20 protein-coding genes are annotated in these 22,255 nt (G+C 67.0%); 19 read left to right on the top strand and 1 reads right to left on the bottom strand.

The window, feature by feature from the left end; all coding sequences use genetic code 11:
* Window positions 1-149 precede the first annotated feature (149 nt).
* The 8 genes from ribD to hisF all read left to right on the top strand — a co-directional run bounded on the left by ribD (window position 150) and on the right by hisF (window position 6,073).
* Window positions 150-1,289: a bifunctional diaminohydroxyphosphoribosylaminopyrimidine deaminase/5-amino-6-(5-phosphoribosylamino)uracil reductase RibD gene (ribD, locus tag FBY30_RS18785; RefSeq protein WP_142134159.1), complete on the top strand. Its 1,140-nt coding sequence runs from the start codon at window positions 150-152 to the stop codon at window positions 1,287-1,289.
* On the top strand, window positions 1,289-1,945 hold the full coding sequence (locus tag FBY30_RS18780) for a riboflavin synthase (RefSeq protein ID WP_142134157.1): 657 nt from the start codon (window positions 1,289-1,291) through the stop codon (window positions 1,943-1,945). Before ribD ends, FBY30_RS18780 begins: the two co-directional genes overlap by 1 nt.
* Window positions 1,942-2,685 (top strand): 3,4-dihydroxy-2-butanone-4-phosphate synthase, encoded by a 744-nt coding sequence (gene ribB / locus FBY30_RS18775; protein WP_442858290.1) that lies wholly within the window; start codon window positions 1,942-1,944, stop codon window positions 2,683-2,685. The genes FBY30_RS18780 and ribB overlap by 4 nt, the downstream gene beginning before the upstream one ends.
* On the top strand, window positions 2,682-3,416 hold the full coding sequence (ribA, locus tag FBY30_RS18770) for a GTP cyclohydrolase II (RefSeq protein WP_142134155.1): 735 nt from the start codon (window positions 2,682-2,684) through the stop codon (window positions 3,414-3,416). The genes ribB and ribA overlap by 4 nt, the downstream gene beginning before the upstream one ends.
* Window positions 3,417-3,448: 32 nt before the next feature.
* Window positions 3,449-3,937, top strand: coding sequence for a 6,7-dimethyl-8-ribityllumazine synthase (gene ribH / locus FBY30_RS18765; RefSeq protein WP_142134153.1), 489 nt, complete (start codon window positions 3,449-3,451; stop codon window positions 3,935-3,937).
* 101 nt (window positions 3,938-4,038) lie between these two features.
* Entirely contained in the window at window positions 4,039-4,302 is a 264-nt protein-coding gene (locus FBY30_RS18760; protein WP_009358176.1) for a phosphoribosyl-ATP diphosphatase, read from the top strand.
* A gap of 91 nt (window positions 4,303-4,393) precedes the next feature.
* The gene (hisG, locus tag FBY30_RS18755) at window positions 4,394-5,254 is read left to right on the top strand and encodes an ATP phosphoribosyltransferase (protein ID WP_142134150.1); all 861 of its coding nucleotides are present in this window, start codon (window positions 4,394-4,396) and stop codon (window positions 5,252-5,254) included.
* A 42-nt stretch (window positions 5,255-5,296) separates the two neighbouring features.
* Window positions 5,297-6,073, top strand: coding sequence for an imidazole glycerol phosphate synthase subunit HisF (gene hisF / locus FBY30_RS18750; RefSeq protein WP_142134148.1), 777 nt, complete (start codon window positions 5,297-5,299; stop codon window positions 6,071-6,073).
* Between the two features lie 27 nt (window positions 6,074-6,100).
* Here hisF and FBY30_RS18745 read toward each other — a convergent pair whose 3' ends face one another.
* Entirely contained in the window at window positions 6,101-6,745 is a 645-nt protein-coding gene (locus tag FBY30_RS18745) for a TIGR03085 family metal-binding protein (protein ID WP_142134146.1), read from the bottom strand.
* 112 nt (window positions 6,746-6,857) lie between these two features.
* Here FBY30_RS18745 and hisI point away from each other — a divergent pair, with 112 nt between their 5' ends.
* The 11 genes from hisI to pyk all read left to right on the top strand — a co-directional run bounded on the left by hisI (window position 6,858) and on the right by pyk (window position 22,239).
* Window positions 6,858-7,298, top strand: a complete 441-nt coding sequence (gene hisI, locus FBY30_RS18740; protein ID WP_200830722.1) for a phosphoribosyl-AMP cyclohydrolase — start codon at window positions 6,858-6,860, stop codon at window positions 7,296-7,298.
* 109 nt (window positions 7,299-7,407) lie between these two features.
* Window positions 7,408-8,970, top strand: a complete 1,563-nt coding sequence (locus FBY30_RS18735; protein WP_142134144.1) for an anthranilate synthase component I — start codon at window positions 7,408-7,410, stop codon at window positions 8,968-8,970.
* Window positions 8,970-9,659: a Trp biosynthesis-associated membrane protein gene (locus FBY30_RS18730; RefSeq protein WP_142134142.1), complete on the top strand. Its 690-nt coding sequence runs from the start codon at window positions 8,970-8,972 to the stop codon at window positions 9,657-9,659. The genes FBY30_RS18735 and FBY30_RS18730 overlap by 1 nt, the downstream gene beginning before the upstream one ends.
* A gap of 105 nt (window positions 9,660-9,764) precedes the next feature.
* Window positions 9,765-10,052 (top strand): HGxxPAAW family protein, encoded by a 288-nt coding sequence (locus FBY30_RS18725; protein WP_056333411.1) that lies wholly within the window; start codon window positions 9,765-9,767, stop codon window positions 10,050-10,052.
* A complete protein-coding gene (trpC, locus tag FBY30_RS18720) occupies window positions 10,052-10,873 on the top strand; it encodes an indole-3-glycerol phosphate synthase TrpC (RefSeq protein ID WP_142134140.1) in 822 nt (273 codons plus the stop codon). Before FBY30_RS18725 ends, trpC begins: the two co-directional genes overlap by 1 nt.
* A gap of 118 nt (window positions 10,874-10,991) precedes the next feature.
* A complete protein-coding gene (gene trpB / locus FBY30_RS18715; RefSeq protein WP_142134138.1) occupies window positions 10,992-12,311 on the top strand; it encodes a tryptophan synthase subunit beta in 1,320 nt (439 codons plus the stop codon).
* Window positions 12,308-13,174: a tryptophan synthase subunit alpha gene (gene trpA / locus FBY30_RS18710; RefSeq protein ID WP_200830721.1), complete on the top strand. Its 867-nt coding sequence runs from the start codon at window positions 12,308-12,310 to the stop codon at window positions 13,172-13,174. Before trpB ends, trpA begins: the two co-directional genes overlap by 4 nt.
* 3 nt (window positions 13,175-13,177) lie before the next feature.
* Window positions 13,178-14,344: a prolipoprotein diacylglyceryl transferase gene (gene lgt, locus FBY30_RS18705; RefSeq protein ID WP_142134136.1), complete on the top strand. Its 1,167-nt coding sequence runs from the start codon at window positions 13,178-13,180 to the stop codon at window positions 14,342-14,344.
* 261 nt (window positions 14,345-14,605) lie between these two features.
* Window positions 14,606-19,219 carry a glutamate synthase large subunit gene (gltB, locus tag FBY30_RS18700; protein ID WP_142134134.1) on the top strand — a complete coding sequence of 1,538 codons (4,614 nt, stop codon included), beginning with the start codon at window positions 14,606-14,608 and terminating at the stop codon, window positions 19,217-19,219.
* Entirely contained in the window at window positions 19,212-20,669 is a 1,458-nt protein-coding gene (locus tag FBY30_RS18695) for a glutamate synthase subunit beta (protein WP_142134132.1), read from the top strand. The genes gltB and FBY30_RS18695 overlap by 8 nt, the downstream gene beginning before the upstream one ends.
* 64 nt (window positions 20,670-20,733) lie before the next feature.
* A complete protein-coding gene (gene pyk / locus FBY30_RS18690; RefSeq protein ID WP_142134130.1) occupies window positions 20,734-22,239 on the top strand; it encodes a pyruvate kinase in 1,506 nt (501 codons plus the stop codon).
* The last annotated feature ends 16 nt before the right edge of the window (window positions 22,240-22,255 follow it).

Here is a 22,255-nt window from a genome sequence, read left to right as displayed (position 1 = left end):
TGCTGTCGTATCCCCGGAGCCATCGCGGTTCGACAGGGAAGGAACGACACACGAATGAACCCCCAGCGATGGCTCTTTAACGCCGAAACTCCTGCCGCTTCGATGGCAGGCCCACATTCCGGGTCCGTCCAGCCAGCAACGGCCACCGCATGACGGGCGCCGTGGAACTGCAGCCTGCCGCCGGGGTGGTCACGGCCTTCACTGCGGAAGAAACCCGGGCCATGGAACATGCCCTCCAATCAGCCTTGGAGGGACCGCGCGGGGCAAATCCCCTGGTGGGTGCCGTCGTCGTCGGTCCTGACGGACGGGAACTCGTCACGGGTTACCACCGCGGAGCCGGCACCGCGCATGCCGAAGCCGACGCCATTGCCCGGGCTGCCGCCGTCGGCCTGGATCTGTCCGGCTGCACCATGGTGGTCACGCTGGAGCCCTGCAACCACGTGGGCCGCACCGGCCCGTGCACGGAGGCGATCATCGCCGCGGGGATCACTGACGTGGTGTACGCGGTCGACGACCCCCACGACCCCGCCGCCGGCGGTGCCGCAACCCTGCGCGCGGCCGGCATCCGGGTGCGGAGCGGCCTTGGCGCAGACGAGGCGCTGGACCTGAACCGTCAGTGGTTTGAGGCAGTGGCCGCCAAGCGGCCCTTTGTCACCCTCCACATCGCCCAGACCCTGGACGCGCGGATCGCTGCGGAAGACGGCACCAGCCAGTGGATCTCCAGCGCCGAGTCCCTGGCGGACAACCACGGGATCCGCAGCCGCATCGACGCCATCCTGGTGGGCACACAGACGGTGCTGGTGGACAACCCCCGGCTGACAGCCCGGGACACCAAAGGCAACCCCGCGGCCAGGCAGCCCGTCCGGGCCGTCATGGGGCTCCGCGGGATTCCAGAGGGCGCCGCCATCCACGGCGACGACGGCCTGGCCGTGCACCTTCCCACCCGGGACCCGCGGCAGGCGCTGTCCATGTTGTACGACGCCGGCACCCGGCACGTCATGGTGGAGGGCGGCTCCAGCATCCTCAGCTCCTTCCTGGCAGCAGGCCTGGTGGATGAACTCATCGTGTACCTGGCGCCAACCCTGCTGGGATCCGGCACCCCCTCGTTGAACGGGCTGGGCATCACCAGCCTCCCCGACGCCCAGCAGTGGGAATGGGACGCGTCGGACGGCGGTGCGGTCCGCATGCTGGGCCGGGACCTTCGACTGCACCTCAGACCGCAGCGCAAAGTTGCACTCGACCACCAACCAACCCGCGCCACCGCGGAGCAAGCCCAGGGAGGCTACTGATGTTCACCGGAATTATTGCCGAGCAGGGGCAGGTGCTGTCCGTTGAGCGTGACGGCGACACCAGCGCCACCCTCCGGCTGCATGCGCCCGGCTCCACCGAGGGCCTGGCACTGGGCGGCTCCATCGCCGTCAACGGAGTCTGCCTCACTGCAACCGAAATCGATGGCAAGGACTTCAGCGTGGACGTCATGGGCGAAACCCTGGTCCGCAGCACCATCGGCGAGCTAACCGCCGGGGACACCGTCAACCTGGAGCGCTGCGTTCCCGCCGGCGGCCGCCTGGACGGGCATGTGGTGCAGGGACACGTGGACGGCGTGGGCGTCCTGCTGGAACGCGAACCCCAGGGCAACTGGGAACGGCTGCGCTTTGGCGTGCCCGCCAACCTTGCCCGCTACATTGCCGAAAAGGGTTCCATCGCCATTGACGGCGTCTCCCTGACCGTGACGGCAGTCAGCCCGGCAGCCGAGCAGGAGCCCTGGTTCGAAGTGGGCCTGATTCCCACCACCCTTGCCGAAACCGGCCTGGGCACGAAGACCACCGGCAGCCGGGTAAACCTGGAAGTGGATGTGTTGGCCAAATACACCGAACGACTGCTTGCCTTCAGTGGCACTGCAGCATCTGGGGCCGAAGCAGCCATCGCGGGAGGTGCACTGTGAACGCCGCGGTACACCTGGAATCCAACATCGCCGCCGCACCCGCGGCCGCCGCGGCACCGGCCGCACCGGCCAGGGGACTTGACTCCATTGAAGACGCCGTGCGCGCCATGGCTGCCGGCCGGCCCGTGCTGGTTGTCGACAACGAGGACCGGGAAAACGAAGGTGACATCATCTTCGCCGCCCAGCACGCCACCCCGGCACTGATGGGCTGGACCATCCGGTACAGCTCCGGCGTCATCTGCGTGCCGTTGACCGGAGACCGCGCCGACGCCCTGGCCCTGCCTCCCATGACGGCCGTCAACGAGGACGCGAAGGGCACCGCCTACACCGTGTCCTGCGACGCCGCCACAGGTGTCAGCACCGGGATCTCCGCCACCGACCGCGCCCTGACCGCCCGTATCCTCGCGGACCCGGACGCGGTTCCTGCCTCCGTGACCCGTCCGGGGCATATTTTCCCGCTCCGGGCAGTTGATGGAGGTGTGCGGGAACGCCAGGGCCACACCGAGGCCGCGGTGGACCTGTGCCGGCTGGCAGGCTTGGAGCCTGTCGGGGTGATTGCGGAAGTGGTGTACGACGACGGTGAAATGATGCGCCTGGACGGGCTCCGTTCGTTCGCAGCTGAACATGGGTGCCCCCTGATCTCCATCGAGGACCTGGTGGCGTATCTTGAAGCCGGGGCCGGGGGAGTCCCGCAGGAGGATGCCCGGGCGGTCCCGGGCGAAGAGAAGGAGAAGCCATGACGGCAGCGGCAGCCAGCGACGACAGCCACCAGGACGGCCACCGGACGCCCCGCGCGGTGTCCGGTGAAGCGCCCCATCCCGTCAGCGGAGGGCCCATCGTCCAACTTCCCACTGCCTTTGGCGACTTCGTGGCCCAGGCATGGACGGACCTCGTGACCGGCGTTGAGCACCTGGCCGTCAGCTCCCCCAACCCTCCCACCGATGGAAAAGCTCCCTTGGTGCGCCTGCACTCCGAGTGCCTGACCGGCGATGTCTTCGGTTCCTACCGCTGCGACTGCGGAGAGCAGCTTGCCTTCGCACTGGAACTGATCCGGGACAACGGAGGCACCCTGCTCTACCTGCGCGGCCAGGAAGGCCGCGGCATCGGCCTGGCCAACAAAATCAAGGCCTACGCGCTGCAGGAAGCGGGTTTCGACACCGTAGAAGCCAATGAGCAGCTGGGCCTGCCCGTTGATGCCCGGTGCTACAAAGCCGCAGCCCAGATCCTCGCCGAGATGGGGCTGCACGAGGTGCGGCTGTTGAGCAACAACCCGGACAAGCAGAACAGACTGGCCAAGGCCGGGGTGAAGGTCGTGGAAATGGTGCCCACCGAGGTGCCGTCCCGTGAACAGAACATCCGGTACCTGCGTACCAAGAAGGACCGCATGGAACACCGTCTGCTGCTGGACACCCAGGTGGCTCCCGTTTCCGTGCCGGCCCCCGAAGCCCCCTACGACCACGAACAAGACTGACGTCTTCAAGAACGAACGGAACAGAAGAACCCATGAGCGGACACGGCGCCCCCGACATCGACCTCAGCACCCTCAACCCGGCCGAAACCTCGCAGCTGAAACTGGCGATCATCGCAGCCAGCTGGCACACCCAGATCATGGACGGGCTCCTGGACGGCGCGCTCCGGGCAGCCAAGGACGCCGGCATCGCCGAGCCCGCCGTCCTGCGGGTTCCCGGCAGCTTTGAGCTTCCGGTGGCTGCCGCGCGGCTGGCACCGCACTTTGACGCCGTGGTTGCCCTCGGCGTCGTGATCCGTGGCGGAACCCCGCACTTCGACTACGTCTGCCAGGCCGCGACGTCCGGCCTTACCGACGTCAGCGTCTCCACCGGAGTGCCGGTGGGCTTCGGCGTGCTCACCTGCGACAACGAGCAGCAGGGCCTGGACCGCGCCGGCCTGCCGGGCTCCAAGGAAGACAAGGGCCACGAAGCCGTGACCGCCGCGCTGGCCACCGCCGTCGTCCTCAAGCAGTACCGCAACTAAACGCTCCAGCGGACGGGTGCGGTGTGTATTCCCTCACATCGCGCCCGTCATGCAAGGGCCCGGGAAGCGCCCTTGCGGCCGCAGCAAGTAGGCTGGAGGGCGTGAAGAATTTCGAGACGCTGTTCGCTGAGCTCAGCGAGAAGGCAGCCACCCGCCCGGAAGGCTCCCGCACCGTCGCTGAATTGGAGTCCGGTGTTCACGGCATCGGCAAAAAAGTCGTTGAGGAAGCAGCCGAAGTATGGATGGCTGCCGAATATGAATCCGATGAAGCCGCGGCCGAGGAAATCTCCCAGCTGCTGTACCACCTGCAGGTTCTGATGCTCGCCAAAGGCCTGACCCTGGAAGACGTCTACAAGCATCTGTAGCCACCGGTCCGGCGCGCCTTTTGCCGCCGGTTCCTGCCGTGGCCTGCACTGCTTGAACACCTAGACATTTCAAATCCAGAAAGAATTTCCCATGCTGCGAGTAGCCGTCCCCAACAAAGGCTCCCTGTCCGAAGCCGCCTCCGCCATGCTTTCCGAAGCCGGATATCGCCAGCGGCGCGATAGCCGCGAGCTGGTCATGGTGGACCCCGACAACGACATCGAGTTCTTCTTCCTCCGTCCCCGCGACATCGCCGTGTACGTGGGGCAGGGAACGCTCGACGTCGGCATCACCGGCCGCGACCTGCTGCTGGACGCCGAGGTGGAGGCCGAAGAGCTGCTTCCGCTGGGATTCGCCGCCTCCACCTTCCGCTTCGCCGGGCCGGTAGGCGACTTCAGCTCCGCCGCCGAGCTTGAGGGCAAGCGCCTTGCCACCAGCTACGACGGCCTGCTGCGCAACTACCTTGCCGAGCGCGGCATCAACGCCAAGGTGGTACGCCTCGATGGCGCCGTCGAGTCATCCGTCCGCCTCGGCGTCGCCGACGCCATCGCCGACGTCGTGGAAACCGGCAACACCCTCAAGGCCGCCGGAATGGAAATCTTCGGCGACCCCATTCTCAAGTCCGAGGCCGTCCTCATCCGGCGCACCGGCAACGGCGGCGCCGCCAACGGCACGGCCAAGGAGATCGAAGTCCTGATCCGCCGCCTCCAGGGTGTCCTGGTGGCGCGCCAGTACGTGCTGATGGATTACGACATCCGCAAGGAACTCGTCGAGAAGGCCGCCAGCCTGACCCCCGGCCTCGAATCGCCCACCGTTTCCCCGCTGCGCGACTCCGACTGGGTTGCCGTCCGGTCCATGGTTCCCAAGAAGGAAACCAACCGGATCATGGACGAACTGTACGACCTCGGGGCCCGCGCCATCCTGGTCAGCAGCATCCACGCCTGCCGCATCTGAGAACCGGCACACAACAGCCCCGCAGAATATCCAGGAGTTCCCATGGCAGTAGCAGTACGGGTCATTCCCTGCCTCGACGTCGACGCCGGGCGCGTGGTCAAGGGCGTCAACTTTGAGGGCCTCCGCGACGCCGGCGATCCCGTTGAGCTCGCACACCGCTACGACAATGCCGGTGCCGACGAACTGACGTTCCTTGACGTTACGGCGTCCTCCGGCAACCGCGAGACCACCTTCGACGTGGTCCGCCGCACCGCCGAGGAAGTCTTCATCCCCCTGACTGTGGGCGGCGGCGTCCGCGGCGTCGCCGAGGTGGACAAGCTCCTGCGCTACGGCGCCGACAAGGCCTCCATCAATACCGCGGCGGTGGCCCGGCCTGACGTCATCGACGAAATCACCCGGCACTTCGGTTCCCAGGTGCTCGTCCTGTCCGTCGACGCCCGGCGCACCCGCCCGGGGTCCCAGCCCACGCCGTCGGGATTCGAAGTGACCACCCACGGTGGGCGCACGGGGACCGGGATCGACGCGATCGAATGGGCCAGGGAGGCTGCGGACCGCGGGGTGGGGGAGATCCTGCTGAACTCGATCGACGCCGACGGCACCAAGGACGGCTTCGACCTCGAGCTGATCAAGCTGGTCCGGGCCGCTGTCAAGGTTCCGATCATCGCCTCCGGCGGGGCGGGGGAGCCTGCACACTTCCCGCCCGCTGTGGCGGCCGGAGCAGACGCAGTCCTGGCCGCCTCGATCTTCCACTGGGGCCCGGACAACATGATGCACCAGGTCAAGGACGCCATTCGCGAAGCGGGCTTCGAAGTCAGGTAGTGCCCGCCTTGGTCAGCGGCCTTGTTTTTACAGTCCTACTTCGGCTGACTGGAGGAGGGCGACGGCGTCGGGCTGGCCTTCGAAGGTGACCAGGGCATGGCGCGTGCGGCCGTGGGCGTGCATCAGCAGTTCGCCCGGCTCGCCGACAATTGCCACCGAAACAGGTGCGCGCTTGGCGACATGCCTGGGCCCCGACGGGCGGACCAGCACAATGCCAAGGTCAACGCCGCGGTACAGAATGGCAGCGCGCTTCACCAGTTCGTCCCACAGCGCGTCGGAGTAGGCCTCATCCAGTGCCCTGGGGGCCCACCGGTCCACGGCGCGCCGGACGTCCTCGGTGTGAACGAAGTACTCGATCAGGTTGGCGCTTTCGTCCAGCGCCTTGATGCTCATCGGGGAGAGCGCAGGCGGACCCGCGCGGAAGGTGTTCACCAGCCGGGCGTAGTCCTCGTTACCGGTGAGCTTGGCAGCCAGCTTGGCGGTTGCCTGGTCTGACGCCTTGGCCAGCCGTTTGATGACCAGGCCCAGCCCGACGGCGGCCTTCCGCTCGCGCAGGTACAGGTGCGCGGCAAGGTCCCTGGTACGCCAGCCCTTGCACAGCGTGGGCGCATCAGGGCCGGCCGCAAGCAGGGTTTCGGCCAGGACTTCTCGGGACGGTTCGACGAAATGCATCACTTGTGAAACTAGCACGAGAGCTGTGGAGTTGGGCAGCACCGCAGCGGCCGGTGGCGTGCCGTTGTTCACAACAGGAGGGCGGGTGCGCGAAGGCACTAGACTTGACCCGATGTCTGAGCAGCCAACCCCCGTCCAAACCGCAGGATCCGACGTGCCTGAAGTGTCGTCGTCGTCCGTGGAAATCCCGCCGGCCAGCCCCCTTCCGGAAGAGATCGCCGCGGCACTCAAGCGCGACGCCGCAGGCCTGGTGGCAGCAGTGGTGCAGCAGTACGACACCAACGAAGTCTTGATGCTCGGCTGGATGGACGATGAAGCCCTGCACCGGACCATGACCACCGGCCGGGTGACGTTCTACTCCCGCTCGCGCCAGGAATACTGGCGCAAGGGCGATACGTCGGGGCACGTCCAGTGGGTCAAATCCGTGGCTATGGACTGCGACGGCGACGCACTGCTGGTGCGCGTCGACCAGGTAGGCGCCGCCTGCCACACGGGCACCCGCACCTGCTTTGACGGCAGGGACCTGGCCGTGGTGGAAGGCCAGGCGGGCTAAGCGGATAACGCAGCCCCGGCCGGCTGGATCCGGCTGCGGCACCCCAGCAAGCACACTCAAGGTGCCGGCCACGCCGGGCCATTCGAAGAACAGGCGGACAAGCATAGCCATGCAGGACCTTGGAACCATCAGCCCAAGCCTTGAGGAATTCCGGGAACTCGCCGGCCACAGCCGCGTCATCCCCGTCAGGCTCAAGGTCCTGGCCGACGCCGAAACCCCCATCGGCCTGTACCGGAAGCTGGCGCAGGGCCAGCCCGGCACCTTCCTGATGGAATCGGCGGCGGTGGGCGGAGCCTGGTCCCGCTACTCCTTCATCGGCGCCAGATCCCGCGCCACCCTGACCACCAAGGACGGCCAGGCGCACTGGCTGGGCGAACCGCCGGCCGGCGTGCCGGTCAGCGGCAGCCCGGTGGACGCCATCCGCGACACCATCGACGCCCTGCGCACCGACCGCTTCGAAGGACTGCCGCCCTTCACCTCCGGCCTGGTGGGCTTCCTTGGCTGGGAAACCGTCCGGCACTGGGAACGGCTGGTCAGCCCGCCCGAGGACGACCTGCAGCTGCCGGAGATGGCTTTGAACCTGGTCACCGACATGGCCGTGCATGACAACGTGGACGGCACTGTCCTGCTGATCGCCAACGCCATTAACTTCGACAACAGCTCGGAGCGGGTCGACGAGGCCTGGCACGACGCCGTGGCCCGGGTCAAGGAACTCCTGGCCAGGATCAGCGCCCCTGTGGTGCAGCCGGTATCCGTGCTGGCACCCGCCGCCCTGGACTTCGCCTCCAGCGTCCAGGAACGCTGGGATGAAGCCGAATACCTGGCTGCGCTGGACCGCGGCAAGGAAGCCATCGTGGACGGCGAAGTCTTCCAGGTGGTGATCTCGCGCCGGTTCGAGATGGAGTGCAACGCGTCCGCACTGGACGTCTACCGCGTGCTGCGCAACACCAATCCCAGCCCGTATATGTACATCTTCAGCCTTGCCGACGCCGACGGCAGGGAGTACTCCATTGTCGGGTCCTCGCCGGAAGCATTGGTGACGGTGACCGGCGAGGAAGTCATCACCCACCCCATCGCCGGATCCCGCCCCCGCGGGAAGACGGTGGAAGCGGACAAGGCGCTGACGGAGGAACTCCTGGCAGACCAGAAGGAACGCGCCGAGCACCTGATGCTGGTGGACCTCTCCCGCAACGACCTGTCCAAGGTGTGCGTTGCCGGCACCGTGGACGTCACGCAGTTCATGGAGGTGGAACGCTTCAGCCACATCATGCACCTGGTGTCCACCGTGGTGGGCCGGCTCTCCCCGCAGGCCAAGGCCTACGACGTCCTGAAGGCGACGTTCCCCGCGGGTACCCTTTCCGGGGCGCCCAAGCCGCGTGCCCTGCGGCTCCTGGACGAGCTGGAACCGCACCGCCGCGGCATCTACGGCGGCGTGGTGGGCTACCTGGACTTCGCCGGTGACATGGACATGGCGATCGCCATCCGGTCCGCCCTGATCCGGGAAGGGCGCGCGTATGTCCAGGCCGGCGGCGGCATCGTGGCGGACTCGGTGAACCCCACCGAGGCCCTGGAAACCGTCAACAAGGCCGCCGCGCCGTTGCGCGCCGTTCACACGGCCGGCTCCCTGCACAACATTTCCGCGGAATCGCTCCCCGGCGGGGCGGAGTCCTGATGTCCGGATCCGGAGTGGCCCCCGGGCGCCCAGGTAACGCAGATAAGCCGGGCAAGCCAGGCCAGGCAGGGAAAGCGGCCAAGTCCACGAAGTCCCGGGCCGTGCCCGTGTGGGCGCGCAAGTCCAACGTGGTGCTGCTGATCACCCTCCTGGCCCTGGCTGCGTTTGGAACCACCACACAGACCTGGATGACCGCTACTCTCGACCCCAACCAGGTGGGCCAGGCGGCAGCAACCCAAAACGCGATCCAGGTGCAGGGCAGCAAGGCCGCCACCACGGTCACGGCCCTGGCCCTGGTCGCCCTGGCCGGTGGTCTCGCAGCGGCCATTGCCGGCAGGATCGCCCGTTGGGTCATCACCGCGATCATCCTTCTTGCTTCAGCCGGGGTGGTGGCCGCCGCGGCCATGGTCCTGGCTGATCCGCTCGCGGCGGCGCAGGGAACCATTGCGGGGGCCACGGGTGTTTCCGGCAGCCAGGCGCACGTTGAGGTCACCGCCTTTCCCGTGCTCGCCGTCGTCGCCGGCTGCCTGCTGGCCCTGGCGGCCCTGTTGATCCTGCCCGCGTCGCGCTACTGGAAGACGCGCACCAAATACGACGCCCCGGGCACCGCCGGGGGCACCGCACCGGCCGGCCCGGTGGACGAGATCGACAGCTGGGACCGGCTTTCCCGGGGCGAGGACCCCACCTAAGGCCGTGGCCGCCTGCGCCGGACCGGGCGTCGAAGCCCGGCGGTACGCGGACGGCAGCCAAAAAATGGCAGAATGTAAGCAGTATCCATCCTGAGGAGATTTTCCATGAGCAAAGCACCTGCGTCCGTTTCCAAGTCAGGCACCCGTACGGTTGCCCCCGGCGCCATTGACCACAGCCAGGAACTGGGCCACGGCAACAGCCCGGCCGCCTGGACCTGCGTCATCGTCATGCTCGTGGGCGCCCTCATCGCAGCCATCGCATTCGTCATCGCCAGCACGCCCATCTTCATCGGCGGTGCCGTTGTCATGGTGATCGGCCTGATCCTCGGTTACGTCATGCGCAAGGCAGGCTACGGCGTCGAAGGCAGCAAGCTGAAGAACTCCGGCCACTGATGGCGACTGTTCTCGATGACATCAATGCCGGTGTCAGGGAGGATATGGAGGCCAGGAAGCGGCTCGTTTCGCTGGCCGAGTTGAAGGACCTGGCCCAGGCCGCGGCACCCGCCCGCGACGCCTGGGCTGCCCTCGGCGGAACCTCCCCAACCCGGGAACAGCTGAAGGTCATTGCCGAAATCAAGCGCCGCAGCCCCTCCAAGGGCGATCTCGCGAGCATCGGGGATCCGGCGTCGCTCGCCCGGCAGTATGCCGACGGCGGTGCATCCGTCATCAGCGTGCTCACCGAGCAGCGCCGCTTCAATGGGTCGCTGGCCGACCTCGACGCCGTGCGCGCCGCCGTGGACACCCCCTTGCTGCGCAAGGATTTCACGCTCGATGAGTACCAGATCTGGGAAGCCCGTGCCCACGGTGCCGACCTCATCCTCCTGATCGTGGCGGCCCTTTCGGACGCCCAGCTCACCGAATTCAGCGCCCTCAGCCATGAACTGGGCATGAACGTGCTGGTGGAGACGCACACGGAAGAAGAGATCGAGCGTGCCGTTGCAGCCAAGGCGCGCATCATCGGCGTCAACGTGCGCAACCTGAAGACGCTCGACGTCGACCGTTCGGTTTTTGCCTCACTGGCGGGGAAGATCCCTGCCGGGGCCGTCGTGGTCGCCGAGTCCGGCGTCCGTGACGCTGACGACGTCACGCACTACGCCGCCAGCGGTGCCAACGCGATACTCGTGGGCGAGGCGCTGGTAAGCCACGCCACCCCGCGCGAACGGATCGCTGAGTTCACCACGGCGGGCGCCGCCGCCATCGCAGCCCGCGCCTGAGGCACCCACCGCGTAGCTGATCCTTCGGGGCCGCCGGCCGGCCCCGCGGGACCGCACTCCGGCTCCGTGCCGGACCACAAGAACTTTTTGACCGCCAACTTCGAAGAGGACAGGACTGATGGCTCAAGCACCCTCAGGAAACGCTGACAACAACACCGCGGAAGCATTCCTGGAGGGCGGTTCACTCCGCCACGCCCCGGGGCCGTACTTCGGCAACTACGGCGGGCGCTGGATGCCCGAGTCCCTCATCGCCGCATTGGACGAACTCGAAGAGACCTTCAACAAGGCCAAGGACGATCCCGAGTTCCGGGCCGAAATCGCGGACCTGAACAAGAACTATTCCGGCCGCCCGTCCCTGCTGACGGAAGCCAAGCGCTTTTCCCAGCACGCCGGGGGAGTGCGCGTGTTCCTCAAGCGCGAGGACCTGAACCACACCGGGTCGCACAAGATCAACAACGTCCTGGGCCAGGCCCTGCTTGCCAAGCGCATGGGCAAGACCCGCATCATCGCCGAAACCGGCGCCGGCCAGCACGGCGTGGCCAGCGCCACCGCGGCCGCCCTGATGGGCATGGAATGCGTGGTGTACATGGGCGCCGAGGACTGCCGACGCCAGGCGCTGAACGTCGCCCGGATGGAATTGCTCGGCGCTAAGGTCATTCCGGTCACCAGCGGATCGCAGACGCTGAAGGACGCCATCAACGAGGCCCTCCGCGACTGGGTGGCCAACGTCGGCAACACGCACTACCTGCTGGGCACTGCCGCAGGTGCGCACCCGTTCCCGGCCATGGTCCGGTACTTCCACGAGGTGATCGGCGAGGAAGCCCGCGCCCAGATCCTGGAACAGGAGGGACGCCTTCCGGACGCGGTCTGCGCCTGCATCGGCGGCGGTTCCAACGCCATTGGCATCTTCCACGGCTTCCTGGACGATCCTTCCGTGAAGATCTACGGCTTTGAAGCCGGCGGCGAGGGCGTGGAGACCGGCCGGCACGCCGCCACCATCACGCTGGGCAAGCCCGGCGTGCTGCACGGCGCACGCTCCTACCTGATGCAGGACGACGACGGGCAGACCATCGAGTCACACTCCATTTCCGCCGGCCTGGACTACCCGGGCGTCGGTCCGGAGCACTCCTACCTGGCTGACATTGGCCGGGTCAGCTACGAGCCCATCACCGACAGCGAAGCCATGGAAGCCTTCCGCCTCCTGTGCCGCACCGAGGGCATCATCCCCGCCATCGAGTCTTCGCACGCGCTGGCCGGGGCCATCAAGGTGGGCCAGCGGCTCGCCGCCGAAGACCCTGCCGCCGCCGGCGACAAGATTGTCATCGTCAACCTGTCCGGGCGCGGCGACAAGGACGTGGCTACCGCCGCCGAATGGTTCGACCTGCTGGACAAGAATTCCGCCGAGTCCGAAATCGGCAAAGAGGGGGAGCAGCTGTGAGCAGCGCAGACATCAACGGCACGGCAGGAACGGCCAACCCGGCAGCAGGCACCAGCAAGGCTGCTGCCGCCATCGACAGGGCACGCGAGCAGGGCCGCGCAGCCCTCATCGCCTACCTGCCCGCCGGCTACCCCAGCGTCGAGGAATCCATCGCCGCCGGCATCGCCGCGGCCCGGAATGGCGCCGACCTGATCGAGATCGGCATTCCGTACTCGGATCCGGTCATGGACGGCCAGGTAATCCAGGCCGCCACCACGGAGGCGCTTGCCAAGGGCTTCCACGTCAGCCAGGTCTTCGACGTGGTTGCCGGCATCGCCAGCCAGACAGAGGCCGCCGTCCTGGTCATGACCTACTGGAACCCCGTCGTCCGCATGGGCGTGGACGAGTTCTCGCGCCGGCTGGCCGAAGCCGGGGGAGCGGGACTCATCACCCCCGACCTCATTCCGGACGAGGCCGCCGAATGGATGGAAGCCTCGGACAAGTACGGCCTGGACCGGGTCTTCCTGGTGGCGCCGTCCTCCACCCCGGAGCGCATGCAGCGCACTGTGGATGCGAGCCGCGGCTTCGTCTACGCCGTCTCCATCATGGGCGTCACCGGCGCCCGAAGCTCGGTGAGCAGCGCCGCCAAGGATGTTGTCTCCGCAGCACATGGCGCCGGTGCGGAACGCGTCTGCGTGGGCCTGGGCGTGTCCAACGCGGACCAGGTACGTGAGATTGCCGCCTACGCAGAAGGCGTCATCGTGGGCACCGCCCTGGTGAAGACGCTGGGCGATGGCGGTGTGGACGCAGTGGCCACCCTCACCAAGGACCTCAGCACCGGCCTGGCGAAGGTAAACGGGGCGACGCAGGAAAGCGGGGCCTAAGGCATGCAGGCACTCCTCCAGGCAGCCGCCGCGGCCCCCGCCCTCGTTCCGGCGAGCATCCCCAGCCCGGACTGGTCCGGCTTCGACATCCCCCTGCCGTGGGGCAGCCTGCGGATCCACGCCTACGCGCTGTGCATCCTGGCCGGAATTATCGTCGGCCTGTGGCTGACATCCGTGCGGTGGGCCAAGCGCGGTGCCCCTGAAGGCAGTGTCTGGGACATCGTCATCTGGGCCATTCCCTTTGGGATCATCGGCGGCCGGCTGTACCACGTGGTCTCATCGCCGGACGCATACTTCGGTCCTGGCTTTGACGGCACGGGTGATCTCTCCCTGATCCCGCAAATCCAGCGGGGTGGGCTGGGAATCTGGGGCGCCGTCGTCCTCGGCGCCGTCGGCGCCTGGATCGGCTGTCGGCGCAGTGGGGTCAAGCTGAGTGCCTTCGTTGACGCAGCAGCACCCGGACTGCTCCTGGCGCAGGCCATCGGCAGGTGGGGCAACTACTTCAACCAGGAACTCTTCGGCGGACCCACCACCCTGCCGTGGGGCCTGCAGATCGACCCCAACAACGCCAACTTTCCTGCAGGCATGCCTGCAGACACACTGTTCCACCCCACCTTCCTCTACGAGTCGCTGTGGAACCTGGCCGGCGTGCTGATCCTGCTCGCCCTGGACCGGCGCTTCCACTTCCGCCGGAGCAGGCTCTTCTGGCTGTACGCCATGTACTACACCCTGGGCCGGGTATGGATCGAGGCGATGCGCATCGATGACGCAGAGCAGATCAGTATCTTCGGAATCACCACGCGGCTCAACGTGTGGACCAGCATCTTCGTCTTCCTCGCCGCACTGATTGCCTTCATCCTCCTGGGCCTCAAGGGCCGCCCGGAGCCGGACACCGTTTACCTGCGGGGCCACGAGCCGGAAGAGGCCGCGGAAGCCGCCACGGATTCCGGCGCCGGTCATAAAGTCCGTGATACGGACGACGTTGTCTCAGATAGTGATTCGCGTGGTAATCTCCCTGATAACCACAGCGGTTCCAGGCACGCTTCCGACCCCACGGAAGAGGCCGCGGCGGCATCGGAAGGCTCGAAGCCCGGAACGGATGCCACGACTGCCGGTCATTCCGGCAGCACAGCCACCGGACCCGCATCGGAGGCAGGCACCGTCAAGTAGGGCGCCGGCCGGGAAGGGCAGCAGAGCCACCGCTCGAAGGGCCCGAAAAACCACAATGTCGTGGCATGGGGCAGTCCGGAAAATCAGAAATGGCACCCGGCGCTGCCCTGGGCAGGGGCCTGCGTAACCTTTAGTTCCGCAGGCGGCGCTGACCTACAATTTCCAGTAATCAACACTTTGTTGTGCCCACCGCAGCGGCGCCGACGAGTGGGGCCAACGGTGTCCCTTCCATACGCACGATCAGGAGGAAGGACGTCTCCCATGACCCAAACTCTTAACACTCCCAGCTGGTCCGAACCGGACCAGCCTGAGACTGCACTGTCGCCGTTCAAGCGCTTCGCAGCCTTGCCGGAGGCTGCCGGGCTGTACAACCCGGAGCAGGAGAAGGACGCCTGCGGACTGGCCATTATTGCCACCCTGCGCGGCGAGCCCGGATACGACATCGTCGACGCCGCACTGACCGCACTGCGCAACCTTGAACACCGCGGGGCCGTGGGCGCAGACGAAGGCACCGGCGACGGCGCAGGCCTGCTCATGCAGATTCCGGACGAGTTCTTCCGGGCCGTCACCGAGTTCGAGCTGCCCGCCCCCGGCCAGTACGTCGCCGGCACTGCATTCCTGCCTGCCGAGCAGCGGGAAGCCAACGCCGCCAAGGCCGGCATCGAGGGCCTGGCCGCCGACGAGGGCCTGAAGGTCCTTGGCTGGCGTGAAGTGCCTGTTGTCGCCGACCTGGTGGGAGCCATGGCCCGCGCCTGCATGCCCTACTTCTCCCAGCCCTTCCTGGCATCGGCCAACGGCGAGGAACTGGACCGCAACGAGCTGGACTCCCGCGCCTGGCGCATCCGCAAGCGTGCCCAGAACAAGTTCGGCGTCTACTTCCCGTCGCTGTCCTCGCGGACCATCGTCTACAAGGGCATGCTCACCACGGCCCAACTGGAGCCGTTCTACCCGGACCTTTCGGACAAGCGGTTCAAGACCAAGCTCGCGATCGTCCACTCGCGCTTCTCCACCAATACCTTTCCGTCCTGGCCGCTCGCACAGCCGTTCCGGACCATCGCCCACAACGGTGAAATCAATACCGTCAAGGGCAACCGGAACTGGATGCGCGCCCGCCAGTCCCAGCTGGCCAACCCGCTGCTGGGTGATTCCCCGGAAGAGCTGTACCCCATCTGCACCCCCGGTGCCTCCGACTCCGCGTCCTTCGACGAGGTAGCGGAACTGCTGTGGCTCTCAGGCCGCCCCATTACGCACTCGATCATGATGATGATCCCGGAGGCCTGGGAGAACCACGCCACCATGGATCCGGCCCGCCGCGCCTTCTACGAGTACCACTCGCTGCTCATGGAACCGTGGGACGGCCCCGCCGCCGTTTCCTTCACCGACGGCAACCTGGTCGGCGCAACCCTGGACCGCAACGGCCTGCGCCCCGGCCGCTTCTGGATCACCGAGGACGGCCTGATCGTCTTCGCCTCCGAGGTGGGCGTGATCGACGTCGAACCCTCCAGGGTGGTCAAGAAGGGCCGCGTGTCCCCGGGCAAGATGTTCCTGGTGGACACCGAAGCCGGCCGCATCATCGACGACGAAGAGGTCAAGGCCGAAGTGGCCGCGGCCAACCCGTGGGCTGAGTGGGTCAAGGACAACCTGATCGACCTCAACGACCTGCCCGAGCGTGAGCACGTGGTGCACACGGCTGCCTCCGTCAACATCCGCCAGCGCACCTTCGGGTACACCACCGAGGAATTGAAGATCCTGCTGGGCCCCATGGCCCGCACAGGCGCCGAGCCGCTGGGCGCAATGGGCTCCGATACTCCCGTGGCCGTGCTGTCCAAGCGCCCGCGCCTGCTGTTCGACTACTTCGTGCAGTCCTTCGCGCAGGTGACCAACCCGCCTCTGGACGCCATCCGCGAAGAACTGGTCACCTCGCTGACCTGTGCCATCGGACCCAACGGCAACCTGCTGGACACCAAGCAGGTCCGCCAGCCCCAGGTCCAGCTGCCGTTCCCGGTGATCAACAACGACCAGCTTGCCAAGATCGCCAACATCGAGGACGCCGACGGCAACCGCGTGGCCATGAAGGTCCGCGGCCTGTACCGCCCCGAAGGCGGCGAAAACGCGCTGCGTGCACGGCTGACTGAGATCTGCGAGCAGGTTTCCGGTGCCATCAACCGGGGCGTGCAGTACGTGGTGCTGTCCGACCGTGACTCCAACGCCCAGTGGGCGCCCATCCCGTCGCTGCTGCTGGTCAGCGCCGTGCACCACCACCTGCTGCGCAGCGCCAACCGCACCAAGACTGCCCTCGTGGTCGAGGCCGGCGACGTCCGCGAAACGCACCACGTTGCCGTGCTCATCGGCTACGGCGCCTCCGCCGTCAACCCGTACCTGGCCATGGAATCCGTGGAGCAGCTCATCGCCGCCGGCGACGTCACCGGGGTGACCCCGCAGGACGGCGTCTACAACCTGATCAAGGGCCTGGGCAAGGGCGTCCTGAAGATCATGTCCAAGATGGGCATTTCCACCGTGGCCTCCTACACCGGCGCCCAGACATTCGAGGCGCTGGGCCTGGGCCAGGAACTGGTGGACGAGTTCTTCGCCGGTACGCATTCCCAGCTGGGCGGCGTGGGCCTGGACGTCATCGCGGCCGAGGTTTCCGCACGCCACCAGATGGCCTACCCGGACGGCGGCATCGAGCAGCCGCACCGGCCCCTGCTGGGCGGCGGCGAGTACCAGTGGCGCCGGGACGGTGAACCCCACCTGTTCAACCCGGAGACCGTCTTCCGGCTGCAGCACGCCACGCGTGAGCGCCGCTACGACATCTTCAAGGCGTACACCAAGGGCGTGGACGACCAGTCCACCAACCTGATGACCCTGCGCGGCCTCCTCAAGTTCAAGAACGAGCGTCCCTCCGTTCCCCTTGAGGAAGTTGAGCCGGTCTCCAGCATCGTCAAGCGGTTCTCCACCGGCGCGATGAGCTACGGCTCCATCTCACAGGAGGCCCACGAGACGCTGGCCATCGCCATGAACCAGCTGGGCGGCAAGTCCAACACCGGTGAAGGCGGCGAGGACGTTGAGCGCCTGCTGGATCCCAAGCGCCGCTCCGCGGTCAAGCAGATCGCGTCCGGCCGTTTCGGCGTGACCAGCCTGTACCTGACCAACGCCGACGACATCCAGATCAAGATGGCGCAGGGTGCCAAGCCCGGCGAAGGCGGCCAGCTGATGGCCCAGAAGGTCTACCCGTGGGTGGCCCGGACCCGGCACTCGACCCCCGGCGTCGGACTCATCTCCCCGCCCCCGCACCATGACATCTACTCCATCGAGGACCTCGCGCAGCTCATCTACGATGCCAAGCGCGCCAACCCCTCGGCCCGTGTCCACGTAAAGCTGGTCTCGGAAGTCGGGATCGGCACCGTGGCGTCCGGCGTGACCAAGGCGAAGGCCGACGTCGTACTTGTCTCCGGACATGACGGCGGCACCGGCGCCTCGCCGCTGAACTCGCTCAAGCACGCCGGTGTTCCGTGGGAGCTGGGCCTCGCCGAGACGCAGCAGACGCTGATGCTCAACGGCCTGCGCGACCGCGTGGTGGTGCAGGTGGACGGCCAGCTCAAGACCGGCCGCGACGTTGTCATCGCTGCCCTGCTGGGCGGTGAGGAGTTCGGCTTCGCCACCGCCCCGCTGGTGGTGGAAGGCTGCATCATGATGCGCGTCTGCCACCTGGACACCTGCCCCGTGGGTGTTGCCACCCAGAACCCGGAGCTGCGTGCCCGCTTCAGCGGCAAGCCTGAGTTCGTGGTGAACTTCTTCGAATTCCTTGCTGAGGAAGTCCGGGAGATCCTTGCCGAGCTCGGTTTCCGAAGCCTCGAAGAGGCCATTGGCCACGCCGAGGTGCTGGACACCCGCGAAGCGATCAACCACTGGAAGGCCGACGGGCTGGACCTGGACCCGATCCTGCACGGCCTGGAGTTCGACGACGACGCGCCCCTGCGCAACATGACCGGCCAGAACCACGAGCTGGACAAGCACTTCGACCAGCGCCTGATCACCATGGCCACCGAGGCGCTGACGGACCGCAGCCCGGTGAAGATCACCGTGGACGTCATCAACACCGACCGTTCTGTGGGCACCATGCTGGGACACGTCGTCACCAAGACCTTTGGTACCGATGTCCTGGCCACGGACACCATCGACGTCACGCTGAACGGCACCGCCGGCCAGTCCCTGGGCGCCTTCCTGCCCGCGGGCATAACCCTGCGGCTGTTCGGCGACTCGAACGACTACGTGGGCAAGGGCCTGTCCGGCGGCCGGATCATCGTGCGCCCGGACCGCACCAACGTGTTCAAGGCGGAGACCAACGTGATCGCCGGCAACGTGATCGGCTACGGCGCCACCAGCGGCGAGCTGTTCCTGCGCGGCCAGGTGGGCGAACGCTTCCTGGTCCGCAACTCCGGTGCCACCGCCGTCGTTGAGGGCATTGGCGACCACGGCTGCGAGTACATGACCGGCGGACAGACGCTGATCATTGGACGCACCGGGCGCAACTTCGGCGCCGGCATGTCCGGCGGAACCGCGTACGTCCTGGACCTGCGGACCACCCGCGTCAACAAGCAGGCACTGGAATCCGGTGAGCTGCAGCTGCGCGAGCTGGACGCAGAGGACCGCGACATTGTCCACGGCCTGCTGGTCAAGCACGTGGAAGAAACTGACTCCCAGCTGGCGGCGCGCCTCCTCGAGAACTTCGATGACACCGCTGCCCGCATCACCAAGGTGCTGCCGCGCGACTACGCGGCCGTGCTGCAAACCCGCCTCGACGCCATCGAAGAGGGCCTTGACCCCGACGGCGAAGAAGTATGGTCTCGAATCCTGGAGGTTACCGGTGGCTGATCCACGCGGATTTCTGAAAGTACGCCAGCGTGAAACCCAGCCGCGCCGTCCTGTCCCCGTGCGCATCATGGACTGGAAAGAGGTGTACGAGGCCCAGGAAAAGGGCACGCTGAAGGCCCAGGCCGGGCGCTGCATGGACTGCGGCATCCCGTTCTGCCACCAGGGCTGCCCCCTGGGGAACCTCATTCCCGAGTGGAACGACCTCATGTGGCGGGACAAGGGCGAGGAAGCTATCGAGCGGCTGCACGCCACGAACAACTTCCCCGAGTTCACCGGCCGGCTCTGCCCGGCGCCCTGCGAGGCGTCCTGCGTGCTGGGGATCAACCAGCCTGCCGTGACCATCAAGCAGGTGGAAGTCTCGATCATCGACGAGGCATGGGACAACGGCTGGGTCAGCCCGCTGCCGCCCACCCGCCTCACCGGCAAGACTGTTGCCGTGGTCGGCTCCGGCCCCGCCGGCCTGGCCGTCGCCCAGCAGCTCACCCGCGTGGGCCACACCGTCGCCGTCTACGAACGGGACGACAAGATCGGCGGCCTGCTGCGCTACGGCATCCCCGACTTCAAGATGGAAAAAGAGCAGGTGGACCGCCGCGTCGAGCAGATGAAGGCCGAAGGCACCCGCTTCCGGACCGGCGTCTCGGTGGGCACCGACGTGACCTGGGAGCAGCTGCGCCGCCGTTACGACGCCGTCGTGGTGTGCACCGGTGCCACCGTTCCGCGGGACCTGCCCATCCCGGGCCGTGACCTGGACGGCGTCCACTTCGCCATGGATTACCTGGTGCCCGCCAACCGCGCGGTGGCCGGGGAAACCATCGAGAACCAGATCAACGCCCACGGCAAGCACGTGGTGATCCTGGGCGGCGGCGATACCGGTGCCGATTGCCTGGGCACTGCGCACCGGCATGGCGCCGCCTCGGTGACCACGCTTGCGATCGGCAAGCAGCCGCCGTCGGAGCGTGCCAGCCACCAGCCGTGGCCGACATTCCCCACCCTCTTCGAGATGGCCAGCGCACACGAGGAAGGCGGCGAACGCACCTACCTCGCCTCCACCGTCGAGTTCGTTGGCGAGAACGGCAAGCTCACCGGCGTGAAGGTGGCCGAGACCGAGTTCGTCGACGGCAAGCGCCTCCCGAAGGCCGGCACCGAGCGGATCATTCCCGCGGACCTGGTGTTCCTGTCCCTCGGCTTCACCGGCGCTGAACCCGCCGGCATCACCGAGCAGGTACACGCCGAATTCGATGGCCGCGGCAACGTGGCCCGCGACGGCTACTACATGACCAACACCGAAGGTGTGTTTGTTGCCGGTGACGCCGGCCGCGGGCAGTCCCTGATTGTGTGGGCCATCGCCGAGGGCCGCGCCGCCGCGGCCGCGGTGGACAAGTACCTGATGGGAAGCACCATCCTTCCCGCGCCCGTCGCGCCGACGGACCGGGCCATCGCCGTCCTCTAGAGGTGCACCAAGGGTTCACCCCGCCGACAACTTAACCAATGCAAAAGATCAATAGGGTAGGTATATGAGACGCGCAAAAATTGTGGCTACGTTCGGCCCGGCAATTGCCAGCTACGAAAACACCCTCGCGGTGCTGGAAGCCGGCGTTGACGTCGCCCGCATGAACATGAGCCACGGTGACTACACCGTGCATGACAACACCTACGAAAACGTCCGCAAGGCAGCGTCCGACCTCGGCAAGGCCGTGGCCATCATGGCCGACCTGCAGGGCCCCAAGATCCGCCTGGGCCGCTTCGTGGACGGTCCGCACGCGCTGGCCGTCGGTGACATTTTCACCATCACCACCGAGGACGTTCCCGGTACCCAGGAGATCTGCTCCACCACCCTGAAGAGCCTCACCGAGGACGTCAAGGTGGGCGATGCCCTGCTGATCGACGACGGCAAGGTGGCGTTGCGCGCCGTTGAGGTTGACGACGTCAAGGTGGTTGCCGAGGTGACCGTGGGCGGCATGGTGTCCAACAACAAGGGCATCAACCTCCCGGGCGTGGCCGTGAACGTTCCGGCGCTGAGCGAAAAGGATGAGGACGACCTCCGCTGGGCCATCCGCCGCGGCGTTGACCTGGTGGCGCTCTCCTTTGTCCGGGACGCCTCCGACATCACCCGCGTGCACGAGATCATGGATGAGGAAGGCCGCCGCGTGCCGGTCATCGCCAAGATCGAAAAGCCGCAGGCCGTGGACCAGCTGCCCGAGATCATCGACGCGTTCGACGCCATCATGGTGGCCCGTGGCGACCTCGGCGTGGAACTGCCGCTGGAGGAAGTGCCGATCGTCCAGAAGCGCGCCGTGGAACTGGCACGCCGCTGGGCCAAGCCGGTCATCGTGGCTACCCAGGTGCTCGAATCCATGATCGACAACCCGCGCCCGACCCGTGCAGAGGCTTCCGACTGCGCCAACGCCGTGCTCGACGGTGCCGACGCCGTCATGCTCTCCGGAGAAACCAGCGTGGGCAAGTACCCCATTGAGACGGTCAAGACCATGGCCCGGATCATCGAGTCCACCGAGGTCCACGGCCTGGAGCGCGTCCCCCCGCTGGGAACCAAGCCCCGGACCCGTGGCGGCGCCATCACCCGTGCCGCCGTCGAAATCGCCGACCAGCTGGACGCCAAGTACATCTGTGCGTTCACGCAGTCCGGTGACTCAGCCCGCCGCCTGTCCCGCCTGCGGCCCATCAAGCCCGTCTTCGCCTTCACCCCGGTGGAGCAGGTCTGGAACCAGATGGCCCTCACCTGGGGCATCCAGCCGGTGCTGGTGCAGATGGTGGACCACACGGACGCCATGACAGCACAGGTTGACCGCAGCCTCGAAGAGATGGGCCTGGTGCAGGACGGTGACCTGGTGGTCATCGCCGCCGGGTCGCCTCCCGGAAAGGCCGGCTCCACCAACTCGCTGAAGGTGCACAAGGTGGGCGACCTCGCCGATTCCACCCGCGGTGGGGAGATCGGCAGCAACCGCGAAAAGCTCGGCCCCTGGCCGGAAAAGAAGAAGAAGAACCAGGCCGCAGAAGCCTAGTCTTCAGACAGAAAAG

The sequence above is a fragment of the Arthrobacter sp. SLBN-83 genome (assembly GCF_006715285.1).
GTDB lineage: Bacteria > Actinomycetota > Actinomycetes > Actinomycetales > Micrococcaceae > Arthrobacter.
The sequence above is the reverse complement of the archived record's forward strand: the minus strand, read 5'-3'. Positions and strand labels throughout refer to the sequence as shown.

Excerpts from the sequence above, each read along its gene's own strand:
- hisG (WP_142134150.1), top strand. The coding sequence starts at position 4,394 with ATGCTGCGAGTAGCCGTCCCCAACAAAGGCTCCCTGTCCGAAGCCGCC.
- FBY30_RS18730 (WP_142134142.1), top strand. The coding sequence starts at position 8,970 with ATGTCCGGATCCGGAGTGGCCCCCGGGCGCCCAGGTAACGCAGATAAG.
- lgt (WP_142134136.1), top strand. The coding sequence starts at position 13,178 with ATGCAGGCACTCCTCCAGGCAGCCGCCGCGGCCCCCGCCCTCGTTCCG.
- trpC (WP_142134140.1), top strand. The coding sequence starts at position 10,052 with ATGGCGACTGTTCTCGATGACATCAATGCCGGTGTCAGGGAGGATATG.
- ribA (WP_142134155.1), top strand. The coding sequence starts at position 2,682 with ATGACGGCAGCGGCAGCCAGCGACGACAGCCACCAGGACGGCCACCGG.
- ribH (WP_142134153.1), top strand. The coding sequence starts at position 3,449 with ATGAGCGGACACGGCGCCCCCGACATCGACCTCAGCACCCTCAACCCG.
- pyk (WP_142134130.1), top strand. The coding sequence starts at position 20,734 with ATGAGACGCGCAAAAATTGTGGCTACGTTCGGCCCGGCAATTGCCAGC.
- trpB (WP_142134138.1), top strand. The coding sequence starts at position 10,992 with ATGGCTCAAGCACCCTCAGGAAACGCTGACAACAACACCGCGGAAGCA.
- hisI (WP_200830722.1), top strand. The coding sequence starts at position 6,858 with ATGTCTGAGCAGCCAACCCCCGTCCAAACCGCAGGATCCGACGTGCCT.
- FBY30_RS18725 (WP_056333411.1), top strand. The coding sequence starts at position 9,765 with ATGAGCAAAGCACCTGCGTCCGTTTCCAAGTCAGGCACCCGTACGGTT.
- FBY30_RS18780 (WP_142134157.1), top strand. The coding sequence starts at position 1,289 with ATGTTCACCGGAATTATTGCCGAGCAGGGGCAGGTGCTGTCCGTTGAG.
- hisF (WP_142134148.1), top strand. The coding sequence starts at position 5,297 with ATGGCAGTAGCAGTACGGGTCATTCCCTGCCTCGACGTCGACGCCGGG.
- FBY30_RS18745 (WP_142134146.1), bottom strand. The coding sequence starts at position 6,745 with ATGCATTTCGTCGAACCGTCCCGAGAAGTCCTGGCCGAAACCCTGCTT.
- gltB (WP_142134134.1), top strand. The coding sequence starts at position 14,606 with ATGACCCAAACTCTTAACACTCCCAGCTGGTCCGAACCGGACCAGCCT.
- FBY30_RS18735 (WP_142134144.1), top strand. The coding sequence starts at position 7,408 with ATGCAGGACCTTGGAACCATCAGCCCAAGCCTTGAGGAATTCCGGGAA.
- ribD (WP_142134159.1), top strand. The coding sequence starts at position 150 with ATGACGGGCGCCGTGGAACTGCAGCCTGCCGCCGGGGTGGTCACGGCC.